This is a genomic window from Zhongshania antarctica (genome assembly GCF_014202945.1).
Taxonomy (GTDB): Bacteria; Pseudomonadota; Gammaproteobacteria; order Pseudomonadales; family Spongiibacteraceae; genus Spongiibacter; species Spongiibacter antarcticus.
This window is the reverse complement of sequence record NZ_JACHHW010000001.1, coordinates 321,588-341,067: the sequence shown is the minus strand read 5'-3', so window position 1 is coordinate 341,067 and position 19,480 is coordinate 321,588. Positions and strand designations below refer to the sequence as shown.

Below are 19,480 nucleotides of genomic sequence, written 5' to 3'. Positions count from 1 at the left end.
GCCAATCCAGAAAAACCTGTAATTCCAGCTTGGAGTCTAAGCCGCACATGGCTGACCTACCCATCGAATGCTTAATCCCCGATATTCGTCTAGCCCTGGCAAATCGCCACGAATTGGTTCTGGAAGCACCGCCCGGCGCCGGTAAAACCACGCGGGTGCCCTTGGCTTTGCTAGATGAGCCGTGGTTGGCGGGACAGCGTATTTTAATGCTGGAGCCCCGCCGTATTGCCGCGCGAGCCGCCGCTGAACGCATGGCCGAGGTGATCGGAGAAACAGCGGGGCAAACCGTCGGCTACCGCATGCGAATGGACAGCGCAGTAAGCAAGCAAACGCGTATTGAAGTGGTCACTGAGGGCGTGCTGACACGGATGTTGCACGACGACCCCTCATTGGCGGGTATCGGCCTCGTTATTTTTGACGAATTCCACGAGCGCAGTCTTGACGCAGATTTGGGGCTCGCGCTCACCCTTGAGGGGCGAAGCTTGTTTGGCGAGCTGCGGGACGCGCCACTTAAAGTGCTATTGATGTCAGCGACACTGGATGGCCAGCGTATTGCCGATTTATTTAATCGCGATGATGCGGCTCAGGCCACGGTGTTACGCAGCGAGGGACGCCAGTATCCGGTGAGTCTGCGCTATGGCAATGCCTACCGTCATGAGCAAAACACTGTTGACCGTGTTTGCGCGGTTGTGCAAGACGCCTTGCGAGACGAGACGGGCAGTATCCTTGTCTTTTTGCCGGGGCAGGGCGAGATTCGCCGCTGTGCGATGAGCTTGGCAAATAGCGTTGCTAAAGATGTGATTATTGCGCCGCTGTATGGTGATTTAAGTCTGCTTGAGCAGCGCTTGGCGATCGCACCAGCGCCGCTAGGCCAGCGCAAAGTGGTGTTGGCAACTAGCATTGCCGAGAGTAGTTTGACCATTGAGGGCATACGCGTGGTGGTGGACAGCGGCTTAGCGCGGCTGCCCGCCTTTGATCCGCGCACGGGTATGACTCGCCTCACCACCAAACGTTTGTCCAAGGCATCGTCTCAGCAACGCGCTGGGCGGGCGGGCCGTTTAAGTGAGGGCGTGTGTTACCGCTTGTGGAGTGAGTCGCAGCAAGCCGAACTGGCGGCTTACAATGAGCCAGAAATTTTACAGGCGGATCTAAGCGCCTTTGCGCTGCAGCTACTGCGTTGGGGTGTTACTGACCCGGGTCAATTAATGTGGTTAGACTCGCCGCCAGACGCGGCTTTTCAGCAGGCGCTGGATTTACTGTTGGCCCTAGGCGCGCTGTGTCGCGATGATAATCGCCTGCAAATCACCGCGCATGGCGAAGCGATGGCGAGCTTGCCGGTACACCCTCGTTTAGCACATATGTTGTTAAAGGGCGGTGAATTTGGTGCCGCGCCGCTAGCCTGTGCAATTGCTGCGCTGCTCAGTGAGCGAGATTTTGGCCCCCGCGACAGTGCCGACATTCAATCACGGCTTGCCGTGCTACTTGGGGAGCAGCGTGCGGATCGTCAGCAACAAGGTATTGTTGCTCGCCTGAAAAAACAACAGCAGCAATACATGCGAATCTTAGCGCAAAGTGCCGACATCAAGGGCAGTGCTACGGATATTGATGCTGGCGTATTACTGGCTTATGCCTATCCAGATCGTATTGCCAAACAGCGTCGCGAGCGTGGCCGCGATTATGTGCTGAGCAATGGTCGCGCCGCGAGCTTGAACGAGGCCGATGCCTTGAATGCGTCGCCTTGGTTGGTCGTGGCGAGCTTGGGGGGCACGGCGGGCGCGCGTAGCGATTTTATTCAACTCGCGTCGCCGCTGAATCCTGCGCATTTTGGCGGGCTGTTGGCGAACCAGGTAAAAACGTTAGAGCAAGCGGATTGGAACGACGACAAAGGCCGCTTTATTGCCGAACGTAGTGACCTCGTTGGTAGCTTGGTATGGCGGCGGCAGATTTTGAATACGATTTCTGCCGAGCAAAAGATTACCGCCTTGCTTGCTTTCGTACAGCGCCGGGGTTTGTCGGTATTTGATTGGCCGGAGTCACTAGTCCAATGGCGGGCGAGGCTAATGCTGGCCGCTAAATTGGATTGTCAGCCCGGCAACTGGCCCGACTTAAGTGATGAAGCGCTAATGAATACGCTTGCAGAATGGCTGGCACCGTATTTGGATGGCGTCAATTCATTGCACGATTTTAAGCGTTTAAATTTGGGCGATATTCTCGCTGCAAGCCTAGACTGGCCCCAACGCCAAGCCTTGGATGCGTTGTTTCCCGAGCGCTTTGCGGTGCCATCGGGTTCACATATCAAAATTGATTACAGCCAAACGCCGCCGGTACTGGCGGTAAAACTGCAAGAAATGTTCGGTTGCACGGTGAACCCCGCCGTGGGCAATGGACGTCAGCCCTTGCTCTTGCATCTGCTGTCGCCAGCGCGGCGCCCCCTACAAGTAACGCAAGATTTGGCGGGCTTTTGGCAGGGCAGTTATCACGATGTAAAAAAAGAAATGAAGGGCCGGTATCCCAAGCACCCCTGGCCAGAAAATCCTTTAGAAAGCCTGCCCACTGCGCGACTTAAACCGCGCGGGACCTGATATAAAAAAACCGCCGGTTTAGCGGCGGTTTTAAGGGTAGTGACAAGTGATTTTAATTTAGAAGCGCATAGCGGCGCCAAACATGATGCCGTCTGAATCCACGTCAATATTATTAAACTCGGTGCTTGAGTCAAAGATCGACAGGGTAAGCTCAACTTGTTCACTAGGGAAGAAGCTCGCATCAATACCAACTGTGTCGCTAGATACATCACCGACGTCAGTAATGCCTGCGTTCAATCCAATACCGAACATGGTGTTGAAGTAATAAGTACCACCTACCGCAATTTGGTAGCCGCTGTCGTCGTCAGTGTCGATATAGCCAACCGCCACGTCAAAAGCAACTGACGCGCTTTGGTTCAGCGGGTTTACACCGTGGAAGGTAACGTCGAGGTAATCTACGTCGGCGTTGTTGTCATCTTCAGTGGTGTAGCTTACAACGACATCTGTATTGTCATTTAAGTAGGTACCCACACCAACGCGGATCGTGTCGGTGTCTGAATTACCATCGTCTTCTGTTGTCCAGTCGGCTTCGATAATGATGTTGGTTGCGGTAACAAAGCGGCCGCCGATATTAGTCGTTTCTTCTTCGTCAGCGTTTGCGACATCGGGCTCTAGGCTCACAAAGATAAAGCTTAGGGAAGAGGATTTGTCGAGAAAACTGGCTTCGGCCAGCGGGCCTTTGCTGGTATCTACTTTGTCGAAATGAAATTCACCACCGATACCAAAACCGTCGTAGTCGGTGTCGGCAACTTCTCCTTGAGCATAAACAGCGCCAAGCTCAAATTGATAGTCGGCATAGGCATGGCTGGTTGCCACAATCGCAATGGCGCTGGCTAATAGAGTCTTTTTCATTTTTTACATCCCCGTTATGAACAGTTGTCAGCCAATATAGTCTTGGCTAATGACAGGCTCTTTATGATTGTGTGACATTTTTAAGTGCACACACTTGCACCAATATCGATCTGTATTATATTTATGGTCGATATTGGTGCGCTTGAGATTAGCACAGGCTTTTAAAATAAAAAACCGCCGGGAGCTAGAATTTTGAGGGCAAAATTCACTGTGCATTAGCTGGGGACGGGCAGCGTTCTAAGCTTGATTTTGTTGGCCGTAATCGGCGTAACGGCTTAACACGTCGGCCATTTCTGCCTCATTGAGAATCACCGGTTCACCGCCCTGTAGGCTTAAATAGTAGTTGGCGGCTAATTCTTCAATGTCTTTTGCCAGTGCGAGTGCCCGCAGTGGATCTGCGGCGTAGGCAATTTGGCCATGATTGGCCATGAGGCAGGCGCGACGCTGTTGCAGTGCGGTGCTAACGTAATCTGATAATTCCTGAGTGCCGTACGCCGCGTATTGAGCGCAGGGTATCGAGTCACCGCCCGCGATAGCAACCATATAGTGAAACGCGGGGATCGCGCGGCGCTGGCACGCCAGTACGGTGGCGTAGCGGGAGTGGCAGTGGACAATGCCACCCGCTTCCGGGTGGTCGAGGTAAACCTGCCAGTGCATTCGCCATTCGCTAGAAGGCTTGCGCTGGTTCTTGGGAATGTCACCATCACTGTCGATATAGACTAAATCGCCGGGGCGGGTATTGCCCGCCAACTGGCCACTGGCCGAGATTAACATGCCGCCATCTGCGGTGCGTACCGAGGCATTGCCGCTGGCGCCAGGGCTTAGGCTGCTATTGCTCATGCCATGCAGGGCGGCAACCAGTTGCGAGCGCTCTACTGTGAAGGCCATTACAGGCCATTCCGTAAGGCTTGAATGCGCTTTTCGAGTGGTGGATGAGAGCTGAATAGCGCGGCAAGATCTGACTTGGTCTGGCTGCTAATGCCAAAGGCACTCATCTCGCCAGGCAGGTCAGTCGGTAAGCCCTGTTGGGCTTGCAAGCGCTGTAGCGCCGCGATCATATCTTCCCGTCCGGCTAGGCTGGCGCCCGCGGCGTCGGCGCGAAACTCCCGCCAGCGGGAAAACCACATCACAATCGTTGATGCTAAAATACCCAAGACCATTTCAGCAATAAACGTGGTGATGTAAAAAGCGATGCCGTGACCACGCTCGGTTTTAAACACCGTGCGATCTACTGTGTGGCCAATAATTCGGGCAAAAAACATCACAAAGGTGTTCACCACGCCTTGAATTAGCGTCAAGGTAATCATATCGCCGTTGGCGACGTGGCCAATCTCGTGGGCGAGCACCGCACGCACTTCATTGCGACGCATTTGCCGCAGCAGGCCTTCTGATACCGCAACGAGTGCTGCATTGCGGTTCCAACCGGTGGCAAAGGCATTCGCCGACGGCGAAGGGAATATCGCGACCTCAGGCATACCGATACCGGCCTTTTGCGCAAGTTCGGCAACTGTTTCGAGTAACCAGCGCTCTTCGCTGGTATTGGGCGTTGTAATGACCTGCGCATGCGTAGCACGTTTGGCCATCCATTTAGAGATGAGTAAGGAGATCAGCGACCCACTCATGCCAAAAACCGCGCAGAAAACCAGCAGCGAGCTGAGGTTAAGATCAACGCCATTGCTGGCCATAATACTTTCTACGCCGAGTAGGCTCAGGGTAATACTAGCAACGAAAACAACCGCCAAGTTGGTGGCAAGAAATAACAGAATTCGCATCATGACGCAGACTTCCAATGTTTAAGGGCAGAACTTAGATGGAGGCTAAGCCAATGAGTTTCAAGTCATGTATCCGAAATATCATCATCGCTTGCTGGCGGGGCCGTGTCATCTGCTGTCGCGGTCGTTTCATCGTCGAAGAGTGAGGGCGTGTCACTCAGGATCGGCGGCCCGGGTTTAACTATGGGTTGATTATTGTCATCAAGTTCGCAGGCTAAGGCTTGGGCACGCAGGTGAATATCTTTACTGCTTTGCTCAAAAATAACGTTTGCCACTTCGTCGCTGTGAGTGGTTCGGAATAGCAGGCGCTTATCGCGGCCATCTAGCCACTGCTGCTGTTTGCCGAGGTAGTGTCCGTGCTGGTTTTGGATAACAAAAATAGTAGCCATTGAATCCCTTGTTTGGATGATCGGTGGTCAAAACGGGGCGAATTTTAGCGCGTTTAAGTGAGCAATTGAATCGCGTTTCAGCTGCCACGTTTGCCGAGCAGGACATCCTTGGCGTCGTTTATCTGACTGGCGATAAAGTCATTGCCCCCGCGATCAGGATGGAATTTTTGCATTAATTGACGATGCGCGGTGATGATTTCGTCGTCACTGGCCCCGGGTTTAAGGCCGAGGACATTGAGGGCTTGCTGCTGATTCATATTGCTACTAGTGCGATGTGGTGGTGCCTGCTCATCTTGCGCGCTGCCCTTGGTTTTAGCGCTGATGCGATGGTATATATGCTTAAGAATATACTGCCGTAAAAAGGGCAGGGCGCCACCAACGAGGCCCGCAATCCAATGAACTCTGCCGGTTACTGACAGCAGTACCAGCGCAGCGGCGCCTAAGCCAATAATTAGGCTTATATAGTAGCCTCGGCGCTCATTGGCGGGTTTGGCTTGTACGGTTTTTACAAAACGATACAGGCCGTAGAGAACAAGCACTGCAAAAAGTAAACGAATGATCATGCTAAGTCCTTACTGGGGTGTAATTGCCTGTGCAGGCGGCTACCCGTGAATTAAGCTGTGCTAAAGTATAAAGCCTTGTGGGCGATAGACCCACTAATAGTATTCAATGGATTTGTTCATGGTTTCAGGATCTAGCCCCGCGCAACGTTTTGTCTTATTTCAAGCGCTCTATCAAGCCAGTCAGTCTGGCGAAAACAATTGGGATCAGGTGGTCGCTTTATTGAGCAAGGGGCAGCGCGCCGCTCAGCGGGCACAATTAGATGAACTTGCTGATCAGTTTGCCAGTGGCCAGCGCATTGTATTGGACGAACTTCGTGAGGGCGGCATGTTCACCCCGTGGGAGCTGCAATTTATGCGACTGGGTTTGGCAGTGGGCAATTTAGCAAAAATCTATTTGCGCCTTGCTGAACACTATCGCTTGCAAAGCGAGTTTAGGCGGAATCTGCGCCGTCATTTGTGGGGGCCGGTTTTAATATTGGTGGCTTGCGCCTTAGGCTTACCGTTGATGGTGCTGAGCGGTGGCTTTATCAGCATGCCGCAGGCGGTTGGGCTTGCGATGGTAGGCTTATTGCCGTTAGGCGCAGCCTATGGGCTTTGGCAGGCGGCGCAGTATTCGGCGCGGTTTAGGCGCGCCTGTGTCGGTTTAGCCTATCGCTTGCCGGGACTGGGTTCCGCGCTGACGCAATATCAAAACTACCATTATATGAATCATTTGGCTGACTGTATCAGCGCTGACTTTTCGTTACCCCAAGCCTTAAAACAAGCCGCGCGGCGTTTACCCGAGGCGCCAGTGAATAGCCGCTATTTTAAGTTGGCGAGTGAGGTTGAGGCTGGCGGGCGATTTTCGAGTGCTTTGCTAAGTAGCGGGATTCTGGAGGGTGTCACTATGCCTCCAGTGTCAGAAATGCGAGACGCAAAACAAGTGCCGGCCCTATTGGGCCTGGCGATTCATCGAGCGTGTGAGGAACAATTACTGTTTTGGGCGGGGTGGTTACCCTGGCTATTACTGGGCGTGTTACCGTTTATTGTCGTGCTTAATGCATGGTTTCTCGGGCAGTAAGTTGCTCGAGTTCCTTTATGTAGTGACGACGACCGGATAATTCGCGTTCAATTGCAAAGCGCTCAGACTTGTCCTGCCATTCGGCGTTCTTTAATAGTTCCCACAATTTGCGGCTACACAGATTTTTAACATTCACTTCTTGATTCTGTTTGTTCATTGTCTTTCTCCATTGCGCTTCTGCGCCTTCTTCCATTGCCAAACGGTGTTTCATTTATTGTTTTGCTGTCGGTCACTATCGCTGCTTGCGATGACAAATGTATGACAGCATTCAGTTTTCGACACTATTTTTGCGATTTATGCCGTCGTAAAATTTTGACGCTTAGAATTTAAGCGACACCAAATTACATGGCGTATTATTTTCGGTTAAAACAGTGTCGGGTCTTGCCGATTTGGCCATATACAAGCTGGCCATTGATTTGTTCTCAGTATACAGCGAGGTGTTTTGCTGCTAACTGCTTTTCCGTACGTGGGTGTTTACTACGCGGTAAAAGCTAATTCTGATACGACTAATCTCAACTATTGATCGGACACCTTGAAGCTAGCAAAGTTCACGCCAGTAAGCAAATATTAAATGTGTATCCTAGCGATATATCGCCTATTTTTGATTTGGCAGGCTCAAAACCCTCTTGAAGTGGGGCTTTGCGAGGGTTTTGGTTTTAATTGGCAATATGGAGACGGGCTGTTTTTGCTGAATAATATTGACTCTCTGAGATGCTCAGCGCTGTCTCAAATTGGTGCGCGCTCGTGAAAAGTGCCGCGTAGTGGAAATGCTCTGTTAATGTCAATTCGGGCTTTCTGGTTCGGGGCCTAATAAATAGAAGGTGAGATTAATGTCGCAATACGACACTCGATGTTATCGCCGCTGCGATGTTGCTAGAGCGTATAAGTATGTTAGATGTTTTTTTAGGACGAAAACACAATGGGCACGCTGGCACGTGCCCATTGTCAGTGGTTTGTGATTTAGAAAGTAAGACGGATGCGCCAGTAGAAATCGGCTTCTAGGGCGTTTAAACGCTGCTCGTCCGCAACATCGTCGTAAACCGGTACCGCTGCGACAAGCTCAGTATAGAGGCTTTCGCCGTAGCTTAAGCTCAGGCTTAAACCGGCGTCGGCGAGACTGTCATCATTTTTTTGTGCTGACGAGGTGTTTTTGTACCAGCTACCGGCGTATTCGCTAAAAACGCCAGGTGTTAACTCAAATTTATTAAATTTGTATCTACGTTCGATTTTTGCTGTGAGCAAATAACCCTCATCACCAACTAATACGCCTGGCAGGTAGGCGCTTAGGCTGCCCATGCCACCAAGTACAAATTGCTGCTGCTGCGGCAATTGTTCGTTGGTGAATTGGCCGCTGGCATTGAGTTTTAGCGACGTGTCGCTGAATAGCCGAGTTTGATAGCTTGCGCTTGGCAGCAAGGTAAAGAAATCAGCACTGCGTGCCGCGGGGGCAACTTCAGGCACAGCTGAGTTTGGATTTTCGGCTATATACCGCGCTTTAAATGATTCGTAGTCCTCAAGTGTGCCGCTACCCCCTAAACCTGCTCGTGCGCTGAGTGCTAAATTAAGCTGCGATGCGGTTGTAATTTGTGAGTCGTATTGGGTTCTGGAGTATTCCCCGCCAATTTCTAGTGTTTGGTATTTTTCTTCCAGTAATTTTTCGTTCTGACCTGTGCGCTGAACCTTGGAGTCGATGTGCTGCAGCCTTTCTTTCAGAACAAATTGGTTTCTCGTGGTGCTATAGAGTATTTGCTGTCCGTGAATACTGGCTTGTAGTATTTCCGCATCGATATCAATTTTGCTGGTGGTGCTTGTACTTGTGCCGGGCAATAGGCAGAGAGCCCCGAGGAGACAGGAGGCGCTGCTGCTCTGCTCTGTACTTGGGCTGCGCTCATACTCTACATAACTGAGCTCAACACCATAAAGTCCATTAACAAAAGGGTGGTCTATGCCGAGGCTGAATTGATCAAGGTTTTCGCCGTCCCTGGATTCGCCCAAATCGGCGAAAGCCGTCTGGTAGGCCACAGACAATTGCGTACCGGTTTGAAAACGGTGGTTAATTCCCGCCAAACCAAAATATCGGCCAAGGAAGCGGTTGCCTTTGTTGTTGGCTTCTAAGATGTAGTCAGTGGCGTCGTAATTCTCGACAGCTTTTTGATTAAACACCATAACGAGATCGTTGTTGGTTTGCTCTTCGTAGGACACGCTGTAGTGATAACCGGCGCGTTTGGCCTGTAAGTCGGCGATAACTCGAGAGCTGTAAAATTCCTCCATCGTAAGATCGCTGTCGCCCACTAAATTAGTAAAGTGGTCGGTGACTTGGCTTGCGCCACGTAGTTCGGCTAAACGCAGCTGATCGACGTAGACATATATAGCGTCCAAGCTGCGGTAGTAGCGAATTTTCATCAGCAGGTGGCCTGCTTCGTAATACCGATTAGACAGGCGAATAATGGCATCCGATGGTGTTTTGGATGACTCAATCAATTGGACGATTTCTTCATTGCCAAGATGAGTGTCGCCGAACACCTTCAGTTGAATGTCGTTTATATTCGCGGTTATTGCGCTCGCTGGGTTGCTAGCGTAATTCTTTACTTGCACTTCCGTTGCTTGTACCGGCGGTAATGCTGGTGGCAAATCTATCGCCATTGTGTATCTCCCCGAAAGATAATTGTATAAAAAATTATTTGATTATAGTGAAGTCAACACGACGATTTAGCTCGGCTTGGTCTTTGTCTTCTATCTTAGCAATTAAAGACTGATCGCCGAGGCCGTTTATTTTTATACGATTAGCATCTATGCCATGCTCAATAAGGTAATCCTTTACACTGTTCGCGCGTCGCTGAGATAGGCGTAGATTGTAATCTTGCTTACCGAAATGGTCGGTGTGACCATTAATTTCTATCGTCTTGTATTCGGACCGTTGTAATAAGGAGATGGCTTCGTCAAGCGTCGCGGTTGCCTTTGGGCTAAGCGTGTCATCGTCAAAGCCAAAGTTGACGCTTTTGAGGCGCGCGGGCTCGATGTTGCCGAGATCGCAACCATCTTTGAGAACAAGGCTCGCCTTAGGTGTATTTTCGCAGCGGTCTTTTTGGTCGCACACACCATCTGCGTCCTGATCGACACATTGCTCCTCGACAGCTGTTGTCGTAATGGCTAAATTCAATGTGTTCTGAGTAAACCCTGCTTGCTCTTGACGAGCAACCACATTGAATTCACCCGAGGCACCGTCGTCAATACCGTCGTTGTCCGAGTCGTTTGGACTTGGATTGTTATTTGCTGAGTTTGCATTGCGATTACCTAGCAAATCGTTAACTAGGCCATCGCCGTCGGCGGTATTGGCGTCGGAATTGCTCAGGGCATCAGATACGCTACCGCCAGTGAGTTCGCTCACAATCGCATCGACTGGCGTGATGATGGGTTCAGCGCCGTCAACCACGGGCTCAGTGACCGGCGCCAGAGCGTCGAGTAAAGGCACGCCAACTTCACTGTCAACGGTGTCGGTAACCGGATCTAAGCCGGTATCAACTGCGTCAATGACCGGCGCAAGGGCTTCACCAAGGGGCACAGTCACGGGCGCTAATGGCGAGCCGGTGCTGGGTGCCGGTGCTGGCGCATTGCTGCCACCACCGAGTAAGTCATTCACTAAGCCATCGCCGTCGGCAGTATTGGCGTCGGAATTGCTCAGGGCATCAGATACGCTGCCGCCAGTGAGTTCGTTAACAATGGCATCGACGGGTGTGATGACCGGCTCAGCGCCGTCAACCACGGGCTCAGTGACTGGGGCCAGAGCGTCGAGTAAAGGCACGCCCACTTCGCTGTCAACGGTGTCGGTAACCGGATCAAGACCGGTATCCACCGCATCAATAACTGGTGCAAGTGCTTCGCCAAGGGGCACAGTCACTGGTGCCAAGGGTGAGCCGCTGCTGGGTGCCGGTGCTGGCGCATTGCTGCCACCACCGAGTAAGTCATTCACTAAGCCATCGCCGTCGGCAGTATTGGCGTCGGAATTGCTCAGGGCATCAGATACGCTGCCGCCAGTGAGTTCGTTAACAATGGCATCGACGGGTGTGATGACCGGCTCAGCGCCGTCAACCACGGGCTCAGTGACTGGGGCCAGAGCGTCGAGTAAGGGCACGCCCACTTTGCTGTCAACGGTGTCGGTAACCGGATCAAGACCGGTATCCACCGCATCAATAACTGGTGCAAGGGCTTCGCGAAGGGGCACAGTCACGGGCGCTAAGGGTGAGCCGCTGCTGTCACCGGGGGCGGGCTGGGGTGCTGGTGCGCTGCTGCCACCACCGAGTAAGTCATTCACTAAGCCATCGCCGTCGGCGGTATTGGCGTCGGAATTACTCAGGGTGTCAGACACGCTGCCGCCAGTGAGCTCGTTAACAATGGCATCGACTGGCGTGATGACGGGTTCAGCGCCGTCAACCACGGGCTCAGTGACCGGCGCCAGAGCGTCGAGCAAGGGCACGCCAACTTCACTGTCAACGGTGTCGGTAACCGGATCTAAGCCGGTATCAACTGCGTCAATGACTGGCGCAAGGGCTTCGCCAAGGGGCACAGTGACAGCCGCTAAAGGTGAGCCGCTGCTGGGTGCCGGTGCATTGCTGCCGCCACCGAGTAGGTCGTTAACCAAACCATCGCCGTCGGCGGTATTGGCGTCGGAATTGCTCAGGGCATCAGACACGCTGCCGCCAGTGAGTTCGTTAACAATGGCATCGACGGGTGTGATGACCGGCTCGGCGCCGTCAACCACGGGCTCAGTGACCGGCGCCAGAGCGTCGAGTAAAGGCACGCCCACTTCGCTGTCAACGGTGTCGGTAACCGGATCTAAGCCGGTATCAACTGCGTCAATGACCGGCGCAAGGGCTTCACCAAGGGGCACAGTCACGGGCGCTAAGGGTGAGCCGCTGCTGGGCGCCGGTGCTGGTGCGCTGCTGCCACCACCGAGTAAGTCATTCACTAAGCCATCGCCGTCGGCGGTATTGGCGTCGGAATTGCTCAGGGCATCAGACACGCTGCCGCCAGTAAGCTCGCCGACGATCGCATCGACTGGGGTGATGATGGGTTCAGCGCCGTCGACCACGGGCTCAGTGACCGGGGCCAGAGCGTCGAGTAAAGCCACGCCAACTTCGCTGTCGACGGTGTCGGTAACCGGATCTAAGCCGGTATCAACTGCGTCAATGACCGGCGCAAGGGCTTCACCAAGGGGCACAGTCACGGGCGCTAAGGGTGAGCCGCTGCTGTCGCCGGGGGCGGGCTGGGGTGCTGGTGCGCTGCCACCACCACCGAGTAAGTCATTCACGAGGCCGTCGCCGTCGGTCGTATTGTCGTCATCGTTTGTTAATGCGTCTTCTACGCTGCCGCCGGTGAGGTCGGCTAGGCTGCCATCGACTGGATCAGTGAGTGGTTCAGCCGCTGCCAAAATAGGCTCAGTAATGGGCGCCACGACGTCCAATACCGGAGCAAGTAATTGGCTGTCGACCACGTCGGTTAGCGGGTCTAGGCCTTCGTCGAGATCAGTTACCAATGTGTCTAGGGCTTGCCCAAGTGGGCGTGTGACGATAGGGAGGGGCGAGGTTTCACCTGCCTCGCGGCCACTATTTTGAGTGCGCCCGTTACCCAGTGAATCGTTTATGGGCCCCTGGCCGTCTTCGTCGTTGTAATCTTGCGTCGTTAAGGCGTCTTCAAGGCTACCGCCGCTCAGATCGGAGACGATACCGTCTACTGGGTTGGTGATAGGGGTAAGACCTTCGAGCAGTGGATCAATGACAGGCGCGCCTGCGCTTAATATAGGTTCTGCTATTTCGTCATCAATCACATTTGTGATGGGGTCAAGGCTCTCGTCAACGATGTCGATCAGCGGCGTTAGGCTGCGCCCGAGTGGGGCGCTGACGGATTCGATTGGCGATTTGTTCTTGGGCTTCTTGCCCTGAGCATTGCCCACGGGTTTGTCGTTGCCGTTATTGCCGACGGCAGGGTTGCCTGTGCCAAATCCTGTTTCGGAATTGGTGGTTTTGTTACGATTTTTTTTGCCGCCAAGTAAATCGTTGGCGACGCCGTTGCCGTCGCTGCGATTGTCGTCATCGTTTGTTAATGCGTCTTCAACGCTGCCGCCGGTGAGGTCGGCTAGGCTGCCATCGACTGGATCAGTAAGTGGTTCAGCCGCTGCCAAAATAGGCTCAGTAATGGGCGCCACGACGTCCAATACCGGAGCAAGTAATTGGCTGTCGACCACGTCGGTTAGCGGGTCTAGGCCTTCGTCGAGATCAGTTACCAATGTGTCTAGGGCTTGCCCAAGTGGGCGTGTGACAATAGGGAGGGGCGAGCTTTCACCTGCTTCGCGGCCACTATTTTGGGTGCGCCCGTTACCCAGTAAATCGTTTATGGGCCCCTGGCCGTCTTCGTCGTTGTAATCTTGCGTCGTTAAGGCGTCTTCAAGGCTACCGCCGCTCAGATCGGAGACGATACCGTCTACTGGGTTGGTGATAGGGGTAAGACCTTCGAGCAGTGGATCAATGACAGGCGCGCCTGCGCTTAATATAGGTTCTGCTATTTCGTCATCAATCACATTTGTGATGGGGTCAAGGCTCTCGTCAACGGTGTCGATCAGTGGCGTTAGGCTGCGCCCGAGTGGGGCGCTGACGGATTCGATTGGCGATTTGTTTTTGGGCTTCTTGCCCTGGGCATTACCAACGGGCTTGTCATTGCCATTATTGCCCTCTGCAGGGTTGCCTGTACGCAATGCGGTTTCGGAATTTTTGGTTTTGTTACGATTTTTTTTGCCGCCAAGTAAGTCATTGGTGATGCCGTTACCATCGCTTGTATTTTGGTCGGAATTTGTCAGTGCGTCAGAAAGACTACCTTCGCTGATGTCGTGGAATATTCCATCAACAGGGCCAATAATCGGCTCGAGGCCCTTTAGGACCGGCGTGATGACGGGCGATGCGACATCTATTAGTGGTGCTCCGATTTGTGCGTCGATGGGATTGGTGAGAGGGTCTAGCGTAATGTCCAAGGTGTTTATTGTCGGCTGTAAAGATTGACCGATTGGTTCTGTCACTGGTGATAAGAGGCTCCCGCTATCACTGCCGGAAAGATTCGGAATGACAATAATAGATTGTGCATAACTCAGCTGGCTGGTGAGCAGTATTGCTGCGGTCAGTTTGTGTTTGCGGTGCTGGATCATGGAGACGATTTCCCAGAAAAAATTGAGTACATATTGCTTATGGTGAAAGCCTAACAAATTTACAAATGTGCGATCCAGCAATAACGTGACCTTCTCCCTTATTTGTGTATTTGTTCTTGGTGTGGGCTTTGTTTTTTGAAGTTTTTTGGTACATGTGATATAGAAATTTTTGTTTTTTGTATTAGGTAGGTGTAAGTGCAGTAGTGTTACTGTTAGTAAAATACAGCCTGTTTTTCGACGTTCATAAAACGATATACCACTAAAGAAAATGCCCAGGCTCAATGTAAGTCTGGGCATAATTACGCAGCTGCGGTTAAATTATCCGGACACGATAACGTGCCACCGATACGAATTTATTCGTCAATTACCGCATCAACAAAGTAGTGGTCCACGCCGTTCACTTTCTCTTTCACTAAGCCGTGGCAATCGGTTTCGAAGCCGGGGAAGCGAGAGTTAAAGTCACGCACAAATTGCAGGTAGCGCACAATAATATTATTGAAGCGCTCGCCCGGAATCAGCAGCGGAATGCCGGGTGGGTAGGGCGTTACCAGCATGGCGGTAATGCGGCCTTCCAGCTCGTCGATGGGGACGCGCTCAACTTTGCGGTGGGACATTCTGGCCCAGGCATCCGCAGGGATCATTGCCGCTTCCATTTCAGACAGGTACATCTCGGTGGTAATTCGCGCGAGATCGTATTCTTTGTACACATTGTGGATGTCGCTACACAAGTCGCGCAGGCCAATTTTCTCATATTTGGGGAATTTGGCGGCGAACTGGGGCATTACCCGCCATAGCGGCAGGTTCTGATCGTAGTCGTCTTTAAACTGCTGTAGTTCGGTCACCATCGAGTTCCAGCGGCCCTTGGTGATGCCGATAGTGAACATGATGAAGAAGGAGTACATGCCGGTTTTTTCGATGATAATGCCGTGTTCAGCAAGGTATTTGCTCACGATTGACGCGGGGATACCGATTTCGTCGAAGTTGCCATCGACATCAAGGCCTGGGGTAATGATGGTTGCCTTAATGGGGTCGAGCATATTGAAGCCAGACTCGATATCGCCAAAGCCGTGCCAACGGTCGTCGGAGTGAATTACCCAGTCGTCGCGGTCGCCGATGCCTTCTTCGGCCAATACTTCTGGTCCCCACACGCGGAACCACCAATCGTCGCCGTAATCGGCATCGACTTTGCGCATGGCGCGGCGGAAATCTAGGGCTTCCATAATCGATTCATCAACCAGCGCGGTGCCGCCAGGCGCTTCCATCATGGCTGCGGCTACGTCGCATGAAGCGATAATGGCGTACTGGGGGCTGGTGGATGAGTGCATTAAATACGACTCGTTAAAGCGGTGGGTATCGAGCTTCCGCTGGGTGCCGTCCTGTACCAAAATCTGCGAAGCTTGGGAGAGGCCCGCCAAGAGTTTATGGGTAGACTGGGTGGCAAAGACTAGGGTGTCGTCGGAGCGCGGGCGACCGGCGCCGATGGCGTGCATATTGTGGTAGAAGCTGTGAAAGGCGGCGTGGGGCAGCCAAGCTTCATCAAAATGCAGGGTATCGATAGTGGAGTCGAGAATGTCTTTGATTTCTTCAACGTTATACACAATACCGTCGTAGGTACTCTGGGTAATGGTCAGAATACGCGGTTTTTTGTCTTCGGCGTGGCGGGCAAAGGGATGATCTTCGATCTTTTTGCGGATTGCCGCTGGGTCGAATTCGCTCTTTGGAATTGGGCCAATAATGCCGTAATGGTTGCGGGTTGGCATTAAAAACACGGGGATCGCGCCGGTCATAATAATGCTGTGCAATATCGACTTATGGCAGTTGCGGTCGACCACCACGATATCGCCGGGGGCGACGGTTGAGTGCCACACTACTTTGTTGGAGGTCGAGGTGCCGTTGGTCACAAAGAACAGGTGGTCGCAGCCGAATATACGTGCGGCGTTATTCTCGCTGGCGCTAACTGGACCGGTGTGGTCAAGCAATTGGCCTAACTCTTCAACTGCATTGCAGACGTCTGCGCGAAGCAGGTTCTCACCAAAGAACTGATGGAACATTTGCCCAACTGGGCTTTTTAAGAAGGCAACGCCGCCGGAGTGGCCGGGGCAGTGCCATGAATAGGAGCTGTCGCTGGCATAGTTCATCAAAGCTTGAAAGAACGGTGGCGCGAGGGCTGACAAATATTTATTGGCTTCGCGAATAATGTGACGAGCCACAAAATCTGGCGTGTCTTCAAACATGTGAATGAAGCCGTGCAATTCCCGCAGTATTTCATTGGGAATATGCCGCGAGGTACGGGTTTCACCATAGAGAAACACCGGAATGTCGGTGTTGCGCTGGCGTACGGCGGTCATAAATTGGCCGATGGATTCTAGGGCCTGACTGACGGTTTCGTCGCTGCCATCGCCAAACTCTTCATCGTCGATTGACAAGATAAAGCAGGAGGCCCGGCTCGCTTGCTGGGCAAAGGCGGTGAGATCGCCGTAGCTGGTCAGGCCAATAACTTCCATGCCTTCTTTGCTTATGGCGTCGGCGAGGTCGCGGATGCCTGAGCCTGAGATGTTTTCAGAGCGAAAGTCTTCGTCAATGATGACGACGGGGAAACGAAATTTCATTTATACGGCCATTGTTGGTGTTGGCTTTTCCCAGAATACCTCTGGGTCCTATCGCGCGGCTTAGTCATATAAGGCAGCTGCACGGCTTTGTATGTCAATTTTGGTGGTGGCAACGATTAACTGTATACCCTAACAATAATCCATGACCGCTGTCAGTCAAATCGAGCATATTTTGACGGATAAGACCGGCGGACGCACGGAATGTTTTTGGTAGGGGCTTGGAGAGTTAAATCGGCGCTTTACCCGCCATTGGTATGGCGGGTAAAGGCTCAGTCTATGCTGTCGAGCAAATACTGAGGCAGCGCAAAAGCGCCCACGTGCAGTGCTGGATTGTAGTAGCGAGTTTTAATGCCGCTAGCTGTAGATCGAGCTTGCAAGGTGCTTAGTTCCTGGGTGCGAGCGCTAGGCTCGTTGCTGGCCCAAGCGAAGGTCATAATGCCACCGACATAGGTGGGCACCGCTGCTGTGTAAAAAGCGGTGTCACTAAACAGGGGTGACAGGCGCTTATAGCTGGTGCTGACTTCATCGGGCTGCATAAACGCAACGCCGTTCTGCGCGGCAAAAATTCCGCCAGGCTTCAGGCAGCGCTTGATCCCTTCGTAAAACGGCGAAGTGAATAGAACTTCGCCGGGACCAATAGGATCGGTGCTGTCTGACAAAATTACATCAAACTGGCGATCGCACTGCTTAACGAAATCGATACCGTCGCCAATCACAATTTCGGCGCGGGGGTTTTCATAGGCCCCAGCCGAGTGATTGGGCAGGAATTTAACGCACATATCGATAACCGCTTGGTCTATTTCGACCTGAACGGCGCTCTCCACTTCTGGGTGTTTAAGCACTTCGCGAAGCAGACCGCCGTCGCCGCCGCCAATAATAAGCACGTTTTTGGCATTGCCGTGGGCAAATAGCGGGGTGTGCGCCAGCATTTCGTGATAAATGAATTCATCGCGCTCGGTAGTTTGAACAATACCGTCTAGCGCCATGACTCGGCCAAAGCTGCCGGATTCAAAGATGATTAAATGCTGATGGTCGGTCTTGCTTTCAAACAAGACCTCGCGAATGTTAAAACCTTGATGGTAGTCGCCGTGGAGGGTTTCGTTAAACCACTCAGACATCGTCCATTCTCCCGCGTAGGTTTTCGCCCACCTCGATACGAGTGGGTGAAAAGGCCTTCCGCAGGATCTCTACAGCCAATTCAGGTTTCGCATCGCCGCACATGAATACGTCAAAGGCAGCGTAATCGCGCTCTGGCCAGGTGTGCACACTAATGTGTGACTCGGCTAATACCGCAACGCCAGAAACTCCGCCATTTGGGGTGAAATGATGCATATGAATATGCAACAGTGTTGCACCACATTCATTGACACAGTCAATAAAGGCTTTTTCCATGCGGGGGAGTTCATCGAGGTGGGATGCGCCCCACAGGTCGATAATTAAATGGGTTCCAGCGTACGCTACGCCGTCACGAATTATAAGGTGGTCGAGATTTTCGTCGGACTGTGTAATCGGATTACACGTGGCAGCGCCGGCCTCCAAAGAAGGCATATGATCTAGGCTTTTCATTTAGCATAAATCCTCCGCATAGGTGAAAGAGCGGGCGATTTAAACGTGTTTTCCCCTAAATAGCAATAAAAAATCCTGTTAAAATCCCCTTGCTGGGCTTATGCCAAAGTCATTGAAGGGCTTGGGGTTTTATGACTTTGTGGCGCTGGCTTGAGGGGGGTAAATCAAGGCATAGTAGCTGTCTGTTTGTGGAAACATATTAAAGGAAGCTGTGCCATGAGTATTTTTGATCGCTACCGCAAACCCGCCGTTATCCCTACTGCAGAGCAGGCGCTGCCTGGTCGCAGTGAAAAAATGCGGGTAGCGGCGAAACACACCGTGTTAAAAACTCCGCTGCTAGGACCGTTTCCAGAGGCTTATCAGCAAATAGTGTTTGGTCTTGGGTGCTTTTGGGGGGCAGAACGCAAGTTTTGGCAGCAAGCTGGGGTGTTCACCACCGCCGTTGGCTACTGCGGTGGGCATACGCCCAACCCGACCTACGAGGAGGTGTGTTCGGGTATGACCGGCCACAATGAAGTGGTGTTCGTGGTGTTTGATCCCGAGCTCATTAGTGTGCAAAAACTGCTGGCGGTGTTTTGGGAGAGTCACAACCCCACCGAAGGCATGCGCCAAGGCAATGATATTGGCACTCAATACCGTTCGGGAATTTACTGCTCAGATGAGGCTCAACTGGCGCTGGCAAATGCCTCTGCCGAGCAATACCAACAAGCCTTAAGCAATGCGGGCTTGCCAGAAATTAGCACTGAAATAGTCATGGCTGGTGAGTTTTACTATGCAGAAGACTATCACCAGCAGTATTTGGACAAGAATCCGGGCGGTTACTGTGGTTTAGGTGGGACGGGGGTGAGCTGCCCGCTGTAGTGGGGATCCGTCCGACGTCAGACGTCGGACGTCT

The 19,480-nt window shown here is 52.5% G+C and carries 14 protein-coding genes; 3 read left to right on the top strand and 11 right to left on the bottom strand.

Annotation, left to right across the window (positions count from 1 at the left end; genetic code table 11):
- Positions 1-47: 47 nt before the first annotated feature.
- Positions 48-2,582, top strand: coding sequence for an ATP-dependent helicase HrpB (gene hrpB, locus HNQ57_RS01530; RefSeq protein WP_184460856.1), 2,535 nt, complete (start codon positions 48-50; stop codon positions 2,580-2,582).
- Positions 2,583-2,639: 57 nt separating this feature from the next.
- Here the strand turns inward: hrpB and HNQ57_RS01525 are convergent, their stop codons facing one another.
- From HNQ57_RS01525 to HNQ57_RS01505, 5 genes are all read right to left on the bottom strand, one after another.
- Entirely contained in the window at positions 2,640-3,434 is a 795-nt protein-coding gene (locus tag HNQ57_RS01525; RefSeq protein WP_184460855.1) for a putative porin, read from the bottom strand.
- A gap of 237 nt (positions 3,435-3,671) precedes the next feature.
- Positions 3,672-4,322 carry a class II aldolase/adducin family protein gene (locus HNQ57_RS01520; RefSeq protein WP_184460854.1) on the bottom strand — a complete coding sequence of 217 codons (651 nt, stop codon included), beginning with the start codon at positions 4,320-4,322 and terminating at the stop codon, positions 3,672-3,674.
- Complete coding sequence (htpX, locus tag HNQ57_RS01515) at positions 4,322-5,209, bottom strand: protease HtpX (RefSeq protein WP_184460853.1); 888 nt, start codon at positions 5,207-5,209, stop codon at positions 4,322-4,324. Before htpX ends, HNQ57_RS01520 begins: the two co-directional genes overlap by 1 nt.
- Before the next feature lie 62 nt (positions 5,210-5,271).
- Complete coding sequence (locus tag HNQ57_RS01510; RefSeq protein ID WP_184460852.1) at positions 5,272-5,595, bottom strand: hypothetical protein; 324 nt, start codon at positions 5,593-5,595, stop codon at positions 5,272-5,274.
- Between the two features lie 77 nt (positions 5,596-5,672).
- Positions 5,673-6,158 (bottom strand): DnaJ domain-containing protein, encoded by a 486-nt coding sequence (locus tag HNQ57_RS01505; RefSeq protein WP_184460851.1) that lies wholly within the window; start codon positions 6,156-6,158, stop codon positions 5,673-5,675.
- A 118-nt stretch (positions 6,159-6,276) separates the two neighbouring features.
- Between HNQ57_RS01505 and HNQ57_RS01500 the strand changes: the two genes are divergently transcribed.
- Positions 6,277-7,218, top strand: coding sequence for a type II secretion system F family protein (locus HNQ57_RS01500; protein WP_184460850.1), 942 nt, complete (start codon positions 6,277-6,279; stop codon positions 7,216-7,218).
- Here the strand turns inward: HNQ57_RS01500 and HNQ57_RS01495 are convergent.
- From HNQ57_RS01495 to speD, 6 genes are all read right to left on the bottom strand, one after another.
- Complete coding sequence (locus HNQ57_RS01495; RefSeq protein ID WP_008249084.1) at positions 7,193-7,375, bottom strand: hypothetical protein; 183 nt, start codon at positions 7,373-7,375, stop codon at positions 7,193-7,195. The genes HNQ57_RS01500 and HNQ57_RS01495 overlap by 26 nt on opposite strands.
- 803 nt (positions 7,376-8,178) lie before the next feature.
- A complete protein-coding gene (locus HNQ57_RS01490; RefSeq protein WP_184460849.1) occupies positions 8,179-9,861 on the bottom strand; it encodes a ShlB/FhaC/HecB family hemolysin secretion/activation protein in 1,683 nt (560 codons plus the stop codon).
- A 34-nt stretch (positions 9,862-9,895) separates the two neighbouring features.
- Positions 9,896-14,410 (bottom strand): OmpA family protein, encoded by a 4,515-nt coding sequence (locus HNQ57_RS01485; RefSeq protein WP_184460848.1) that lies wholly within the window; start codon positions 14,408-14,410, stop codon positions 9,896-9,898.
- A 353-nt stretch (positions 14,411-14,763) separates the two neighbouring features.
- Positions 14,764-17,019: an Orn/Lys/Arg family decarboxylase gene (locus HNQ57_RS01480; protein ID WP_184460847.1), complete on the bottom strand. Its 2,256-nt coding sequence runs from the start codon at positions 17,017-17,019 to the stop codon at positions 14,764-14,766.
- A gap of 269 nt (positions 17,020-17,288) precedes the next feature.
- Positions 17,289-18,137: a polyamine aminopropyltransferase gene (speE, locus tag HNQ57_RS01475; protein WP_184460846.1), complete on the bottom strand. Its 849-nt coding sequence runs from the start codon at positions 18,135-18,137 to the stop codon at positions 17,289-17,291.
- Positions 18,130-18,585, bottom strand: a complete 456-nt coding sequence (gene speD / locus HNQ57_RS01470) for an adenosylmethionine decarboxylase (RefSeq protein WP_008249090.1) — start codon at positions 18,583-18,585, stop codon at positions 18,130-18,132. Before speD ends, speE begins: the two co-directional genes overlap by 8 nt.
- A 216-nt stretch (positions 18,586-18,801) precedes the next feature.
- Between speD and msrA the strand changes: the two genes are divergently transcribed.
- Positions 18,802-19,446, top strand: coding sequence for a peptide-methionine (S)-S-oxide reductase MsrA (msrA, locus tag HNQ57_RS01465; RefSeq protein ID WP_184460845.1), 645 nt, complete (start codon positions 18,802-18,804; stop codon positions 19,444-19,446).
- Positions 19,447-19,480 lie beyond the last annotated feature (34 nt).

Coding starts and splice junctions, on each gene's coding strand:
- hrpB (WP_184460856.1), top strand. CDS start 48: ATGGCTGACCTACCCATCGAATGCTTAATCCCCGATATTCGTCTAGCC.
- HNQ57_RS01525 (WP_184460855.1), bottom strand. CDS start 3,434: ATGAAAAAGACTCTATTAGCCAGCGCCATTGCGATTGTGGCAACCAGC.
- HNQ57_RS01520 (WP_184460854.1), bottom strand. CDS start 4,322: ATGGCCTTCACAGTAGAGCGCTCGCAACTGGTTGCCGCCCTGCATGGC.
- htpX (WP_184460853.1), bottom strand. CDS start 5,209: ATGATGCGAATTCTGTTATTTCTTGCCACCAACTTGGCGGTTGTTTTC.
- HNQ57_RS01510 (WP_184460852.1), bottom strand. CDS start 5,595: ATGGCTACTATTTTTGTTATCCAAAACCAGCACGGACACTACCTCGGC.
- HNQ57_RS01505 (WP_184460851.1), bottom strand. CDS start 6,158: ATGATCATTCGTTTACTTTTTGCAGTGCTTGTTCTCTACGGCCTGTAT.
- HNQ57_RS01500 (WP_184460850.1), top strand. CDS start 6,277: ATGGTTTCAGGATCTAGCCCCGCGCAACGTTTTGTCTTATTTCAAGCG.
- HNQ57_RS01495 (WP_008249084.1), bottom strand. CDS start 7,375: ATGAACAAACAGAATCAAGAAGTGAATGTTAAAAATCTGTGTAGCCGC.
- HNQ57_RS01490 (WP_184460849.1), bottom strand. CDS start 9,861: ATGGCGATAGATTTGCCACCAGCATTACCGCCGGTACAAGCAACGGAA.
- HNQ57_RS01485 (WP_184460848.1), bottom strand. CDS start 14,410: ATGATCCAGCACCGCAAACACAAACTGACCGCAGCAATACTGCTCACC.
- HNQ57_RS01480 (WP_184460847.1), bottom strand. CDS start 17,019: ATGAAATTTCGTTTCCCCGTCGTCATCATTGACGAAGACTTTCGCTCT.
- speE (WP_184460846.1), bottom strand. CDS start 18,137: ATGTCTGAGTGGTTTAACGAAACCCTCCACGGCGACTACCATCAAGGT.
- speD (WP_008249090.1), bottom strand. CDS start 18,585: ATGAAAAGCCTAGATCATATGCCTTCTTTGGAGGCCGGCGCTGCCACG.
- msrA (WP_184460845.1), top strand. CDS start 18,802: ATGAGTATTTTTGATCGCTACCGCAAACCCGCCGTTATCCCTACTGCA.